Origin of the sequence: Leclercia sp. LSNIH8, assembly GCF_002920195.1 — a bacterium.
Lineage (GTDB): Bacteria > Pseudomonadota > Gammaproteobacteria > Enterobacterales > Enterobacteriaceae > Enterobacter.
Genome location: NZ_PQJY01000002.1, coordinates 99,304 through 112,142, shown reverse-complemented (window position 1 = coordinate 112,142; position 12,839 = coordinate 99,304). Strand labels below are relative to the sequence as shown.

Here is a 12,839-nt window from a genome sequence, read left to right as displayed (position 1 = left end):
CATGAAAAGCATGAAACTGGAGTGGAAAAGAGGTGACTGGGCGGCGTACTTCGGGTTGATGACCAACAACCTGACGAACCTGCTGACCATGATGGGGTTGCTCATTTTTGTCGTCGGCATCCCGAAAGAGATTGTTTATGGACGTATTGCGCCAGCCTTCGGGCTGGCGGTACTGGTGGCGAGCATCTGCTACGCGTGGTTTGGCCTGCAGATGGCGCGCCAGACCGGGCGTAACGATGTGACTGCACTGCCGTCAGGGCCGAGCGCGCCCTCGATCTTTACCGTCACCTTTCTGGTGCTGATGCCGGTCTACCAGCAGACCGGTGATGCGGATTTCGCTATCCAGATTGGTCTGGTGTGGTGCTTCGTCGAGGCGATGATCCTCGCGGGCGGCTCTTTCCTTGGCGAAACCATCCGCAAGATGATCCCGCGTACCGTGCTGCTCTCATGCCTCTCCGGTCTGGGTCTGCTGCTGTTGGCGATGAACCCGATGTTGCAGGCCTTCGAAGCGCCGACGGTCTCCTTTATCGTGCTTCTGCTGATCTTCATTAACTGGTTTGGCAAAAAGCCGATCTTTGCCCGCATTCCCACCGGTCTCCTGCTGCTGATTGCCGGTACGGCATTAGCGTGGATCTCCGGCCTGCAAAGCCCGGAAGCGATCAAGGCGTCGATGTCCTCCTTCGGCTTTAACCCGCCGGAAGTGCATATCGACAGCTTTATGCAGGGTCTGCCGCACGCGCTGCCCTATCTGGCCTCTGCCGTGCCGCTGGGGCTGGCGAACTACATCTTTGACCTTGAGAACATCGAAAGCGCCCACGCGGCGGGGGATGAGTACCCGACCCGCAAGGTGATGCTGGCCAACGGTCTTTCGTCCATGCTCGGCTGCCTGATGGGGAACCCGTTCCCGGTGACGGTCTACGTCGGCCACGCGGGCTGGAAAGCGATGGGCGCGAGCATCGGCTATACGCTTGCCTCCGGCGTGACCATGTTCATCGTGCCGCTGTTCGGGCTGGGAGCCTTTATGCTCGCCATCATCCCGATGACCGCCATCGTGCCGATTCTGGTCTTTATCGGCGTGGTCACCGCCAACCAGGTGGTGAGGGAGACGCCCAAAGTGGAGGTGCCCGTCATCTTTATCTGTCTGTTCCCATGGATCGCCAACTGGGCGCTGACCATGATGAACAGCGTGATGGGGGCGGCGGGCACCAGCGCGGCGAAAATCGGTACCGACGTGCTGCACAGCAAAGGGATTTACTACGAAGGGCTGATGCACCTCGGCAACGGCGCACCGCTCGCCAGCATGCTGTGGGGCTGTATCGCCATCTTCGCCATCATCAACAAGCCGCTACGCGGTGCCGTTGCCGCCGCGGTCGGTGCGCTGCTGGCGCTGTTCGGGGTCATCCACGCCCCGGTGGTGGGCTTCGCCGAGGGCAGTTCTCTGACCTTTGTGCTGGCCTACCTGATGATGAGCGGCATGTTTGTGTTGAAGCATGTTCTGGATAGCCGCGAAGCGGCAAGCGCGACGTCGGGCACCGTTATAAAGGACAACGTATGAAAGAGCTTATGGTCGTTGCCATTGGTGGCAACAGCATTATCAAAGATAACGCCAGCCAGTCGATTGAGCACCAGGCGCAGGCGGTGAAAGCGGTGGCCGAGTCGGTGCTGGAGATGCTGGCTTCCGACTATGACATCGTACTCACCCACGGCAACGGCCCCCAGGTGGGGCTGGATCTGCGCCGCGCCGAGATTGCGCACGAGCGGGAAGGGCTGCCGCTGACCCCGCTGGCAAACTGCGTGGCCGATACCCAGGGCGGCATCGGTTACCTGATCCAACAGGCGTTGAATAATCGCCTTGCCGCCCGCGGGGAGCAGAAAGCGGTCACGGTGGTCACCCAGGTGGAGGTGGATAAAAACGATCCCGGCTTTACCCATCCTGCCAAGCCCATCGGGGCGTTTTTCAGCGAGACGCAGCGCGATGAGCTGCAACGCGCCCATCCCGACTGGCATTTCGTCGAGGATTCAGGCCGCGGATACCGCCGGGTGGTGGCCTCGCCCCAGCCGGTGCGCATCGTTGAGGCGGACGCCATCAAGGCCCTGACGCAACAAGGCTTTGTGGTGATTGGCGCGGGCGGTGGCGGCATTCCGGTGGTGCGTACCGAACAGGGCGACTACCAGAGCGTGGATGCGGTGATCGACAAAGATCTCTCTACCGCGCTGCTGGCGCGGGAGATCCGCGCCGACGTGCTGGTGATCACCACCGGGGTGGAGAGAGTGTGCATTAACTTCGGCAAGCCAGACCAGCAGGCGCTGGACACTGTCAACGTGGCGCAGATGACGCGCTATATGGAAGAGGGGCACTTCCCGGCGGGCAGCATGCTGCCGAAAATTGTGGCCTCGCTGGAATTTCTGCACCACGGCGGCAAACGGGTGATCATCACCTCGCCGGACTGCCTGCCCGCAGCCCTGCGTGGTGAAACCGGGACCCATATTGTGGCTTAACCCTGGCGGGCTTCCCGCCCGCTGTGTGAATGCGTAAGTAAAAGGACAAGACAATGAGTGAGAATAAAAGCCGCCGGGAGTTTCTCAGCCAGAGCGGTAAAATTGCCACCGCTGCAACCGCCTGCGCCCTGTTTGGCACTGCTGGCTCCGTCGCGTATGCTGCTGACACCGCAAAAGCGACCTGCGAGACGGGCAAACCGATGAACATTACCGCGACACATTACTATCTGGACAACGTGCTGCTGGAGGCCGGGTTTAACGTCGACGGGGACGTGGCCGTCAGCACCCGCACCGAACTGAAAACGCTGGAGATCAAGGACGGCAAGATCGCCGCCCTGCGCGACAACAACAGCCACGCCGACGCCACGCTGCCGCACTACGATGCGGGCGGCAAACTGCTGTTACCGGCGATGCGCGATATGCACATCCATCTGGATAAGACCTTCTACGGCGGCCCGTGGCGCTCGCTCAACCGCCCGGCGGGCACCACCATTCAGGATATGATCCGCCTGGAGCAAAAGCTGCTCCCGGAGCTGCAACCTTATACCCAGGAGCGGGCGGAAAAACTGATCGACCTGATCCAGTCGAAGGGCTCCACCATCGCCCGCAGCCATTGCAATATCGAGCCGACCTCCGGGCTTAAAAACCTGGAAAATTTACAGGCGGTACTGGCCCGGCGTAAACCCGGGTTTGACTGTGAGATTGTCGCCTTCCCGCAGCACGGCCTGTTGCTCTCAAACGCTGAAAAGCTGATGCGCGAGGCGATGCAGGCCGGAGCGCACTATGTTGGCGGGCTGGATCCCACCAGCGTTGACGGCGCGATGGAGAAATCCCTCGACCTGATGTTCCAGATTGCGCTCGATTACGACAAAGGGGTGGATATCCACCTGCACGAAACCAGCCCGGCGGGGGTGTCGGCGGTGAACTACATGGTGCAGACCGTGGAGAAGACCCCGGAGCTTAAGGGCAAGCTGACCATCAGCCACGCCTTTGCGCTGGCGACGATGAACGAGCAGCAGGTGGATGAGATAGCCACCCGCATGGCGGCGCAGCAGGTGACGATCGCCTCCACGGTGCCGATTGGCACGCTCCACATGCCGCTCAGGCAGTTGCGTGACAAAGGCGTGTTTGTCATGACCGGCACCGACAGCGTGATCGACCACTGGTCGCCGTATGGCCTGGGGGACATGCTGGAAAAAGCGAATCTCTACGCCCAGCTCTATATCCGCCCGAACGAGCAGACGCTCTCCCGCGCGTTGGGTATCGCCACCGGTGACGTGCTGCCGCTGAACGATCAAGGCGAGCGTGTCTGGCCGAAGGCGCAGGATGCCGCCAGCTTTGTGCTGGTGGACGCCTCCTGCTCCGCCGAAGCGGTGGCACGTATTTCCCCGCGTACCGCGACCTTCCATAACGGGAATCTGGTGTGGGGCACGGTGGGGTGATGTTGTGCCGGGTGGCGGCTACGCCTTACCCGGCCTACGAGGTAAAAGCAAAACGGTAGCGCCAGTTACCGTTTTTAGTGTTTGCGTACTCACCCTGTGGGCTGAGGGGGAGCATGCGACTCAGGAGGGGGTTCCGTTCACCTCACGTTCCTTGCTTCTCTGATACGCCTGAACCAGTGAACGTGCCAGGGGGGCTCGCCGCCTCCCCCCTGGCAACCCCGGCTCCCGGCAAAGAAAATCGCCGCTTCGCGGTCCCCTCAGCTTATTCCTTCAGGCTTTCGGGTCGGGCACCAGCCTGCATCCCTGCAGGCTATGCCCTCTCGGCGCGTCCCTGCGCCTCGCCCCGGCCTTCCGGAAACGCTTCGGCGATTTTCAGCCGGACCAGGGAGTCGCTGTAATTTATTTATTTTAATGTGATTATTTCATTGCTTTAAAGGCAATAAAATTACCGGGGATTCCTCAGCCTTGTGGAAGAGGATTGGGGTGAGGGCATCAGGCCGCACGTTCTGTAGGCCGGATAAGGCGAAGCCGCCACCCGGCGTTACAGGTGATACCCCGACAACCGCAACTCCCGGTCAATCCACTCGACAAACTGCTGGATCTTCCAGCTGCGCTCGTTCATGTGCGGCATCACCAGATGATGAGCGTTAATGGCGATCCCCATGCTGTCCGGCAGGACCTGCACCAGCGAGCCATCTTTCAGGTGATCGGTAGCCATCATTTTGCTTTCAAGAATAAATCCCAGCCCCATGCGCGCCGCCTCAAAGCTCATATAGGAGCGATCGAAGCTCAGGCTGAAGTTGAGCCAGGGCCGGTCGATATTGTGCCAGGCAAACCACTTCTCCCAGTTCACCAGGGTGCTGGTGGATGAAATCAGCGCCTGCTGTAAGAGATCCTGCGGTGACTGTACCGGGTGTTCACGCAGGTAATCCGGCGAGGCCAGCACCACCAGCGCGTCATTCTTAATGGTCATCACCCGATAGGCGTCCCAGTCCGGGATGCCGTGGCGAATATCGATGTCGATGTTATCCCGGGCGAACTGCAGGTTCTCATAAGAGCAGGTGAGGTTGAGGATGATATCGGGATATTCTGCGCGGAACTTGCCCAGGCGGCGCAGCAGCCAGGATAAACCAAAGGTCGGGGAGGAGTGTACGCGCAGCACCGCGTTCTCCTTCTCTTTGATTACCTGTTCGGTGGCGCGCCCGATGGCGCTCATGGCCGCCGAAACCTCCCGCAGATACTTCTCGCCGGTAGGCGTAAGGGTGACCCCCTTGCCGCTGCGGATAAACAGCTTTTTGCCCATCCAGGACTCCAGAGAGGCGATCTGATGGCTCACCGCCGAGGGGGTGACGTTAAGCTGCTCGGCCGCCAGGTGAATGCTCAGGGAGTTGGCGACCGCGATAAAAGACTGAATGTTTCGCAGCGAAGGGATGGGGAGCGTCTGGCGATCCTGCGCGGGCATAACCGGTCCTCCTTGAGGATGTTGCGGTAAAAAAACATAACATCCTGGCCCTGCACCGGCAATATTATTGCGGCTGAATGGATTAAACAGGATCCCCGCCACATTTTTTAAAAAACCTATATCCCCATAAACGAAGCCGTTATTTTTATGACGCGCTTCGCGAATCAAATTTATCTCAGCAATAAATGAGTTTTATTGAATGGTGTTTCAAACGTAAGCCGATATATTGAGTTCGAACGCGAAATTAAAACGACTCACGTTGTTCGAATAATGAGGTAAAATATGTCTCGTATAGAACAAGCTGTCCCCTACATAGCCACTAAAAAAACCAATTACCGCTTCGTGGTGCTGGCGTTAATATTTATTGTGTATGCCATTAATTATGCAGACAGAACCAATATTGGCGCCGTGCTTCCCTTTATCATCGATGAATTTCATATCAATAATTTCGAGGCCGGCGCCATCGCCAGCATGTTTTTTTTAGGCTATGCCCTGAGCCAGATCCCGGCGGGCTTTTTTATTGCTAAAAAAGGCATTCGCGGCATGGTGGCCCTGTCGATATTTGGCTTCTCTGCCTTCACCTGGCTGATGGGCACCGCCACCTCGGTGCTGGGGCTGAAGTTTATCCGCCTCGGGCTCGGCCTGACGGAAGGCCCCTGCCCGGTGGGGCTGGCCTCCACCATCAATAACTGGTTCCCGCCGAAGGAGAAAGCGACTGCCACCGGCGTCTATATCGCCGCCACCATGTTCGCCCCCATTCTGGTGCCGCCGCTGGCGGTGTGGATCGCCATGACCTGGGGGTGGCGCTGGGTCTTTTTCTCCTTCGCCATTCCGGGGCTGGTGATTGCCGTGCTCTGGTATCTGCTGGTGCGTACCCGTCCCGCAGAGAGCCCGATGGTCTCTAAAGCTGAGCTGGAGACCATTGTCGGGGGGCAAAACGCAGCGGAAACCCGGCGGGAAAACATCGTGATTGAACCGCGCTTCAACCGCCTCGACCGGCTGATCCGCGTGCGCGATCTGGCCCCGATAGAGACGGTGAAAGGGCTCTTCACCTCGAAGAATATTCTCGGCGATTGTGTGGCCTACTTCATGATGGTAAGCGTGCTTTACGGCCTGCTGACCTGGATCCCGCTCTACCTGGTCAAAGAGAAAGGCTTTACCTTCATGAGTATGGGGCTGGTCGCCAGCATGCCCTGCATCGGTGGCTTTATCGGGGCGATTTTCGGCGGCTACGTGTCGGATAAGCTGCTGGGGCGCCGACGTAAGCCGACCATGATGTTTACCGCCATCAGCACCGTATTGATGATGGTCATCATGCTCAATATTCCGCAAAGCACCGTGGCGGTGTGCGTGGGGCTCTTCTTTGTTGGCCTGTGTCTGAATATCGGCTGGCCCGCTTTTACCGCCTACGGCATGGCGGTAGCGGACAGTAAAACCTATCCCATCGCCGCGTCCATTATTAACAGCGGCGGTAATCTCGGTGGATTTGTTTCGCCAATGCTGGCGGGTTATCTGCTGGATAAAACAGGAAGTTTTAATTCCGTCTTTATTTATTTCGGTATTTGCGCAGCTATTGGCTTATTAATGATCACCCTTCTGGAAGAGCCGAAATAATAAATTAAACACCTCTCAATATTATGGAGTAAATATATGCTACTGAAAGATAAAGTCGCCGTTATTACCGGCGCGGCTTCCGTACGCGGTTTGGGGTTCGCCACGGCAAAACTCTATGCCGAACAGGGCGCGAAAGTGGTCATTATTGATTTAGATGCAGAGGCCAGTAAGCAGGCGGCGGCAAGCCTGGGCGAGGGGCATCTGGGGCTGGCGGCGAACGTCAGCAACGAGCTGCAGGTGAATGCCGCCATCGAGCAGGTGCTGGGCAAATACGGGCGCATCGATATTCTGGTGAATAACGCTGGCATCACCCAGCCGATCAAGCTGATGGATATTAAGCGGGAAAACTATGACGCGGTGCTGGACGTCAGCCTGCGCGGCACGCTCTTGATGTCCCAGGCCGTTATTCCCACCATGCGCGGCCAGCAGTCCGGCAGCATCGTCTGCATCTCCTCGGTGTCGGCCCAGCGCGGCGGTGGCATCTTCGGCGGGCCGCACTACAGTGCCGCCAAAGCGGGCGTGCTGGGGCTGGCGAAGGCGATGGCCCGCGAGCTGGGGCCGGATAACGTGCGGGTAAACTGCATCACTCCGGGGCTGATCCAGACCGATATCACCGCCGGCAAACTTTCGGACGAGATGAAAACCGCCATTCTGGCAGGCATTCCGCTTAACCGCCTCGGCGACGCGCAGGATATCGCCCGCGCCGCGCTGTTCCTCGGCAGCGATCTCTCCTCTTACTCCACCGGCATCACCCTCGACGTCAACGGCGGCATGCTGATCCACTAAGGAGACAGAATTATGACTGATACCACGATTCAACAGGTCGCCGCCGCCGCGTGGCGCATCCGCCGCTACGCCCTGCGGATGGGCGAAGTGCAGGGGCAGGGCTATATCGGCCAGGCGCTGGGCTACGCCGACGTGCTGGCTACCGCCTTTGCCCACGGCATGACCTTCAAAGCCGATGAGCCGGAGTGGGAAGGGCGCGACCGCTTTCTGCTCTCCCACGGCCATTACGCCATCGCCTGCTACGCGGCGCTGCTCGAGGCGGGCATTATTCCCGAAGAGGAGCTGGAGACCTACGGCGCCGACGACAGCCGCCTGCCGATGTCCGGCATGGCCACCTATACGCCGGGCATGGAGATCTCCGGCGGCTCGCTGGGGCAGGGCTTGAGCATCGGCGTGGGCATGGCCCTGGGGCTGAAGCACAAAGGGAGTGAGGCCTGGGTGGTGAACTCCATGTCCGACGGCGAGCTGGACGAAGGCTCCACCTGGGAAGCGGCGATGTCCGCCGCCCACCACGGCCTGTCGAACCTTATCGTGCTGGTGGATATCAACCGCCAGCAGGCCGACGGCAACTCCCACAAAATCCTCGGCTTTGAGCCGCTGGAAGATAAGTGGACCTCGTTTGGCTGGTACGTGCAGCGGGTCAACGGCAACGACGTGCCGGCGTTGGTGGCGGCGTTCGATAACGCGAAGCGCTATCCGGAGAATCAGCCCCGCGTCATTCTCTGCGACACCCTGATGGGCAAGGGGGTGCCTTTCCTTGAGCAGCGCGACAAGAACCATTTTATCCGCGTGGATGCTGACGAGTGGCAAAAAGCGCTCGCGGTGCTGGACGCGAACAAACCGGAAGGAGTGCAGTGATGAGCCAGACCACCGAGAAAAAACCGCGTTTAACCACCTCGGCGATGATCGCCTCTATTGCCGAAGAGGGGCAGGAGACCCGCGCCGCGCCGTTCGGCCACGCGCTGGTGAAGCTGGCGGAGCAGCGCCCGGAGATCGTCGGCATGACGGCGGATCTGTCGAAATACACCGACCTGCATATCTTTGCCCAGGCACACCCGGAACGCTTCTTCCAGATGGGGATGGCGGAGCAGCTGCTGATGGGGGCCGCGGGCGGGATGGCGAAAGAGGGCTTCATTCCCTTCGCCACCACCTATGCGGTGTTTGCCACCCGCCGCGCCTATGACTTTATTCATCAGGTGATCGCCGAAGAGCACCTGAACGTGAAGATCTGCGCCGCGCTGCCGGGGCTGACCACCGGTTACGGCCCTAGCCATCAGGCGACGGAAGATCTCGCCATCATGCGCGGCATTCCGGGGATGACGATTATCGATCCCTGTGATGCGATAGACACCGAGCAGGCGGTACCGGCCATGGCAGAGCACGATGGCCCGGTCTATATGCGCCTGCTGCGCGGCAAGGTGCCGGTGGTGCTGGACCAGTACAACTACCAGTTCAAAATCGGCAAAGCCGCGCTGCTGGAGGAGGGGAGCGATGTGCTGATTATAGCCTCCGGCCTGATGACCATGCGGGCGCTGGAGGCGGCGAAGCAGTTGCGTAAGGACAACATCAGCGTGGCGGTGCTCCACTCGCCGGCCATCAAGCCGCTGGACGAGGAGACCATTCTGGCGCAGGCGGCGAAGCCGGGCAGGCTGGTGGTAGTGGCGGAAAACCACAGCAGCGTGGGTGGCCTGTGCGAGGCGGTGGCGTCACTGCTGATGCGCAACCGGGTGCATGTCGATTTTGATACCGTCGCGCTGCCGGATGCCTTCCTCGACGCCGGGGCGCTGCCGACCCTGCACGACCGCTACGGGATCTCCACCGCGGCGATGGTGGAAAAAATCCGCCGCAGGCTCTGAACCAGACCGGGGCGAGGCCGACTCGCCCCGGATATCATCAGTAACCCACCTTATAGACACGCCCGCTCTGTACCCCTTCCACGCTGCGGCGATAGGCCTGGGCGACCGTTGCGGCGGGCACGCTTTCGAACCCCGGGAATAAACCGTCGTAGGCTTCAGCCGATTCGGTGAGTACCGTCGGGCTAATCAGGTTGATGCGGATCCCGCGCGGCAGTTCGCAGGCGGCGGCGCGGACAAAGCCTTCCAGCGCGGCGTTTACCGTGGTGGCATTCACCCCCTGGGCGATAGGCTCGTGGGCGACGATGCCGCTGATCAAAGTGATCGACCCGCCCTCATTCAGATAATGCTGCCCGGTGAGCGCCAGCCGCACCTGGCCCAGTAATTTGTCCTGCAATCCCTGGTTAAACTCGCTGTCGGTCATGGTCGACAGAGGGCCAAAGTGCAGCCCGCCGCTGGCAGAGACAATCGCATCCACCGGACCGATCTTTTCGAACAGCGCCTGCACGCTGGCCTGCGAGGTGATATCTACCTGATGATCGCCTTTTGTACGACCCACGCGAATGACCTCATGACGACGGCTTAGCTCTTCTGTAACAGCCTGACCGACCGTACCGCTGGCACCAATAATGACGATTTTCATAGCCGACTCCTCTGTGTTGTGAGCCTTGATTGTTTAACAAACCAGCGGGCGGATAAACTGGGCTAAAGTTAGATCATTATTAACCAGAGGTTTGCAATATGGATAAGCTTCGCGGCATGGAGACCTTTATCGCGGTGGTGGAGAGCGGCAGCTTTACCGGTGCCGCCGCCCGGCTGGAGATGTCGGCGGTGATGGTCGGGAAGTATATCGCCTGGCTGGAGGCGCAGCTTGGCACCCGGCTGCTGGAGCGCAATACCCGCCGCCAGAGCCTGACCGACGCCGGGCGGGTCTGGTTTGAGGAGGCAAAGCGGGTCATTGAGCAGGTCGCCATCGCTGAACGTTCGGTGGAGCGTCTGCGTACCGCGCCCGCGGGCACGCTACGGGTAACCGCGCCCACCTCGTTTGGCGGGTGCGTGATTGCCCCGCTGACCGCCACCTTTTTGCAGCGTTTCCCTGAGGTGCGCGTCGAGCTGGATCTCACTAACCGGATGGTCGATCTGGTGGAGGAGGGGGTAGATCTGGCGATCCGCATTGGCGACATCCACACCGAGGATCTGGTGGCGAAATACCTTTGCCCGTACCGGATGGTGATCTGCGCCGCGCCGGACTACTTAGCCCGCCACGGCACGCCGCAAACGCCGGACGATCTGGTGGAGCATCTCTGTCTCTCCCACACCGTCTGGACCGCGCGCAACGAGTGGCGGTTGCCGGGCATGGAGGGGGAGGTGCGCTGGAAGCGCGATGCGATCCTGCGCTGTAACGACGGGTATGGACTGCGGATGGCGGCGATTGCCGGCGCGGGATTGCTGTTGCAACCGGAGGTGCTGGTGGCGGATGAGCTGGCGAATGGACGGCTGATACGTGTTTTAGAAGGTTACACACCACAACCCCGACCGGTGCACCTGTTATGGCGTCAGGATCTACGTCCGTTACCGAAACTTACGCGGTTTATTGAGCATATTATGCAGGCACAGTGCGGTTTGTAACGCCCGGCGGCGCTGCGCTTGCCGGGCCTACAAAACCTTCAGACCGTAGGCCGGGTAAGGCATCGCCGCCACCCGGCATCAGGCCGCACCAATTAAAAACGGTAACCTACGCCCACATTCCAGCCGTCGATCCCATAATCGTCGCCCAGGTCGGCAGTGGTGCCTTCGTAACCGACGTGGATCGCCAGTTCAGGCGTTGGGTTGAACTGTACGCCCGCGCCGTAAGCGAAAGAGGTGGATTTCTCATTGATGCCGTCGCGCTGGGTATAGTTGTCGCCGCCGTTCACCCAGGTGGTGTGGCCGTCTGCTTTCACGCGTGCCACGCCGCCCAGCGCATACAGGGAAACGAAATCATTCAGGCGATACGCCGGGCCTGCCATCAGGGAGTAATATTTCACTTCAATGTGGTTTTTAACGGAGTCAGAGAAGAGATAATAATGCTCGTCCTGATCGCCGCTCATATAGGTGAATGAACCCATCAGGCTGACCGGGGAATCCCACTCGTAGCGATACTGAAAGTTCACGCCGCGGATATTTTTGAAGTCTTCAACGTTACTCTGCGCATAACCCACAGAAACAGTCTGATTATCCGCCAGAGCAGCCCCGCTTGACAGACTCGCCGCAACGCATACCGCCAGAGAGAGTTTTTTCATTTTCCGTAATCCTTGTTGTCATTTTTTATGTGTAATGCCATATATCCCCATCCGTCAGGCTGGAGATATTCCACTGCAAATAAAAGCGATAAAATTGTTGGTTTTTTTGGCAGGCGATGAAATAGGGAATAATCTTAAAGCCCGGAATAGTCCTGGAATTTGCCTCCCCTATATTGGTAGGGCGTCATATTTAAAGCTGATGCTTATTTTCTCTGCGGGTATTTCAACGGTGATATCGCAACCTGTCCAGGGCGCTTTAGCCTGCATCATATTATTCTGAATATAATAGTCCCGCAGGTTAACTAACAGGAGTCGAAGATGATAACTGGCGAGCTTATCCGGCACGAACCAGTCCAGGTTATCCTGCTGATCAACATAATCATATTCATATTCACAGGACTCGCCATCTTGGGCTAATTTTGCGCGAGCAATGATTTTCTTCGCCTCAGCAGGACCGGCATCAACCAGTAATTGACCAATTTTATTATGCAGATCGTCTAAGTCGCTCATTTATTTGTCCTGAAGTTTTATTTAGTGCGAGATTATTATCTGTTAATCAGTATACTTAAAATCAATCTTGATTCTGAGCGTTTCAACATCGACCGTTATTTCGCAGGCATGCCAGAACGAAGGCTGTTTTGAGGAGATGTTATTAACAAAAAATGTCCTCAGCTCAACCAGAAGGTCCAGCAAATCAGCATTGGCCTGTGCGCCTGCAGTAAACCAGTTTGTCTCACCTGAGGTGCTGTCCACATAATCAAACTCACATTTGCAGTGATCATTTTCGGGCGACAGCTCAGCACGCACGATGACGGTTGCGGCGTTATCGGGCGCAGCGGCAACTAAGACCGAGCCAATATCATTATAAATAGCCTGGGATTCGCGCATATTTTCATCCTGG

At 58.6% G+C, this 12,839-nt stretch carries 13 protein-coding genes; 8 read left to right on the top strand and 5 right to left on the bottom strand.

Features of this window, described 5'->3' with window-relative positions; genetic code table 11:
• The first annotated feature begins 1 nt into the window (after nucleotide 1).
• From C3406_RS05350 to C3406_RS05340, 3 genes are read left to right on the top strand one after another with little or no spacing between them, the layout of a single operon-like run.
• Nucleotides 2–1,555, top strand: a complete 1,554-nt coding sequence (locus C3406_RS05350; RefSeq protein ID WP_103822639.1) for a xanthine permease — start codon at nucleotides 2–4, stop codon at nucleotides 1,553–1,555.
• Nucleotides 1,552–2,499, top strand: a complete 948-nt coding sequence (locus tag C3406_RS05345) for a carbamate kinase family protein (RefSeq protein ID WP_103822638.1) — start codon at nucleotides 1,552–1,554, stop codon at nucleotides 2,497–2,499. The genes C3406_RS05350 and C3406_RS05345 overlap by 4 nt, the downstream gene beginning before the upstream one ends.
• A gap of 53 nt (nucleotides 2,500–2,552) precedes the next feature.
• The gene (locus tag C3406_RS05340) at nucleotides 2,553–3,941 is read left to right on the top strand and encodes an amidohydrolase family protein (RefSeq protein ID WP_103822637.1); all 1,389 of its coding nucleotides are present in this window, start codon (nucleotides 2,553–2,555) and stop codon (nucleotides 3,939–3,941) included.
• Nucleotides 3,942–4,482: 541 nt separating this feature from the next.
• Here the strand turns inward: C3406_RS05340 and C3406_RS05335 are convergent.
• Nucleotides 4,483–5,403 (bottom strand): LysR substrate-binding domain-containing protein, encoded by a 921-nt coding sequence (locus C3406_RS05335; RefSeq protein ID WP_103822636.1) that lies wholly within the window; start codon nucleotides 5,401–5,403, stop codon nucleotides 4,483–4,485.
• Between the two features lie 282 nt (nucleotides 5,404–5,685).
• Here C3406_RS05335 and C3406_RS05330 point away from each other — a divergent pair, with 282 nt between their 5' ends.
• The 4 genes from C3406_RS05330 to C3406_RS05315 are packed head-to-tail and all read left to right on the top strand — an operon-like array spanning nucleotide 5,686 to nucleotide 9,659.
• Nucleotides 5,686–7,017: an MFS transporter gene (locus tag C3406_RS05330; protein ID WP_103822635.1), complete on the top strand. Its 1,332-nt coding sequence runs from the start codon at nucleotides 5,686–5,688 to the stop codon at nucleotides 7,015–7,017.
• 36 nt (nucleotides 7,018–7,053) lie between these two features.
• Nucleotides 7,054–7,803, top strand: a complete 750-nt coding sequence (locus C3406_RS05325) for an SDR family NAD(P)-dependent oxidoreductase (protein ID WP_103822634.1) — start codon at nucleotides 7,054–7,056, stop codon at nucleotides 7,801–7,803.
• Between the two features lie 12 nt (nucleotides 7,804–7,815).
• Nucleotides 7,816–8,661, top strand: coding sequence for a transketolase (locus tag C3406_RS05320; protein ID WP_103822633.1), 846 nt, complete (start codon nucleotides 7,816–7,818; stop codon nucleotides 8,659–8,661).
• Nucleotides 8,661–9,659 (top strand): transketolase family protein, encoded by a 999-nt coding sequence (locus tag C3406_RS05315; protein WP_103822632.1) that lies wholly within the window; start codon nucleotides 8,661–8,663, stop codon nucleotides 9,657–9,659. Before C3406_RS05320 ends, C3406_RS05315 begins: the two co-directional genes overlap by 1 nt.
• 37 nt (nucleotides 9,660–9,696) lie before the next feature.
• Here C3406_RS05315 and C3406_RS05310 read toward each other — a convergent pair whose 3' ends face one another.
• Complete coding sequence (locus C3406_RS05310; protein WP_103822631.1) at nucleotides 9,697–10,299, bottom strand: short chain dehydrogenase; 603 nt, start codon at nucleotides 10,297–10,299, stop codon at nucleotides 9,697–9,699.
• A 98-nt stretch (nucleotides 10,300–10,397) separates the two neighbouring features.
• On the opposite strand from C3406_RS05310, the gene C3406_RS05305 reads away from it, so the two are divergent.
• Nucleotides 10,398–11,285 (top strand): LysR family transcriptional regulator, encoded by an 888-nt coding sequence (locus C3406_RS05305; protein ID WP_103822630.1) that lies wholly within the window; start codon nucleotides 10,398–10,400, stop codon nucleotides 11,283–11,285.
• Nucleotides 11,286–11,377: 92 nt separating this feature from the next.
• Here the strand turns inward: C3406_RS05305 and C3406_RS05300 are convergent, their stop codons facing one another.
• From C3406_RS05300 to C3406_RS05290, 3 genes are all read right to left on the bottom strand, one after another.
• Nucleotides 11,378–11,938, bottom strand: a complete 561-nt coding sequence (locus C3406_RS05300; RefSeq protein WP_103822629.1) for an Ail/Lom family outer membrane beta-barrel protein — start codon at nucleotides 11,936–11,938, stop codon at nucleotides 11,378–11,380.
• 168 nt (nucleotides 11,939–12,106) lie between these two features.
• Nucleotides 12,107–12,448 (bottom strand): hypothetical protein, encoded by a 342-nt coding sequence (locus tag C3406_RS05295; RefSeq protein WP_103822628.1) that lies wholly within the window; start codon nucleotides 12,446–12,448, stop codon nucleotides 12,107–12,109.
• Between the two features lie 42 nt (nucleotides 12,449–12,490).
• Nucleotides 12,491–12,826: a hypothetical protein gene (locus tag C3406_RS05290; protein ID WP_103822627.1), complete on the bottom strand. Its 336-nt coding sequence runs from the start codon at nucleotides 12,824–12,826 to the stop codon at nucleotides 12,491–12,493.
• Between the last annotated feature and the right edge of the window lie 13 nt (nucleotides 12,827–12,839).

Excerpts from the sequence above, each read along its gene's own strand:
- C3406_RS05295 (WP_103822628.1), bottom strand. The coding sequence starts at position 12,448 with ATGAGCGACTTAGACGATCTGCATAATAAAATTGGTCAATTACTGGTT.
- C3406_RS05315 (WP_103822632.1), top strand. The coding sequence starts at position 8,661 with ATGAGCCAGACCACCGAGAAAAAACCGCGTTTAACCACCTCGGCGATG.
- C3406_RS05335 (WP_103822636.1), bottom strand. The coding sequence starts at position 5,403 with ATGCCCGCGCAGGATCGCCAGACGCTCCCCATCCCTTCGCTGCGAAAC.
- C3406_RS05320 (WP_103822633.1), top strand. The coding sequence starts at position 7,816 with ATGACTGATACCACGATTCAACAGGTCGCCGCCGCCGCGTGGCGCATC.
- C3406_RS05350 (WP_103822639.1), top strand. The coding sequence starts at position 2 with ATGAAAAGCATGAAACTGGAGTGGAAAAGAGGTGACTGGGCGGCGTAC.
- C3406_RS05330 (WP_103822635.1), top strand. The coding sequence starts at position 5,686 with ATGTCTCGTATAGAACAAGCTGTCCCCTACATAGCCACTAAAAAAACC.
- C3406_RS05325 (WP_103822634.1), top strand. The coding sequence starts at position 7,054 with ATGCTACTGAAAGATAAAGTCGCCGTTATTACCGGCGCGGCTTCCGTA.
- C3406_RS05305 (WP_103822630.1), top strand. The coding sequence starts at position 10,398 with ATGGATAAGCTTCGCGGCATGGAGACCTTTATCGCGGTGGTGGAGAGC.
- C3406_RS05300 (WP_103822629.1), bottom strand. The coding sequence starts at position 11,938 with ATGAAAAAACTCTCTCTGGCGGTATGCGTTGCGGCGAGTCTGTCAAGC.
- C3406_RS05345 (WP_103822638.1), top strand. The coding sequence starts at position 1,552 with ATGAAAGAGCTTATGGTCGTTGCCATTGGTGGCAACAGCATTATCAAA.
- C3406_RS05310 (WP_103822631.1), bottom strand. The coding sequence starts at position 10,299 with ATGAAAATCGTCATTATTGGTGCCAGCGGTACGGTCGGTCAGGCTGTT.
- C3406_RS05290 (WP_103822627.1), bottom strand. The coding sequence starts at position 12,826 with ATGCGCGAATCCCAGGCTATTTATAATGATATTGGCTCGGTCTTAGTT.
- C3406_RS05340 (WP_103822637.1), top strand. The coding sequence starts at position 2,553 with ATGAGTGAGAATAAAAGCCGCCGGGAGTTTCTCAGCCAGAGCGGTAAA.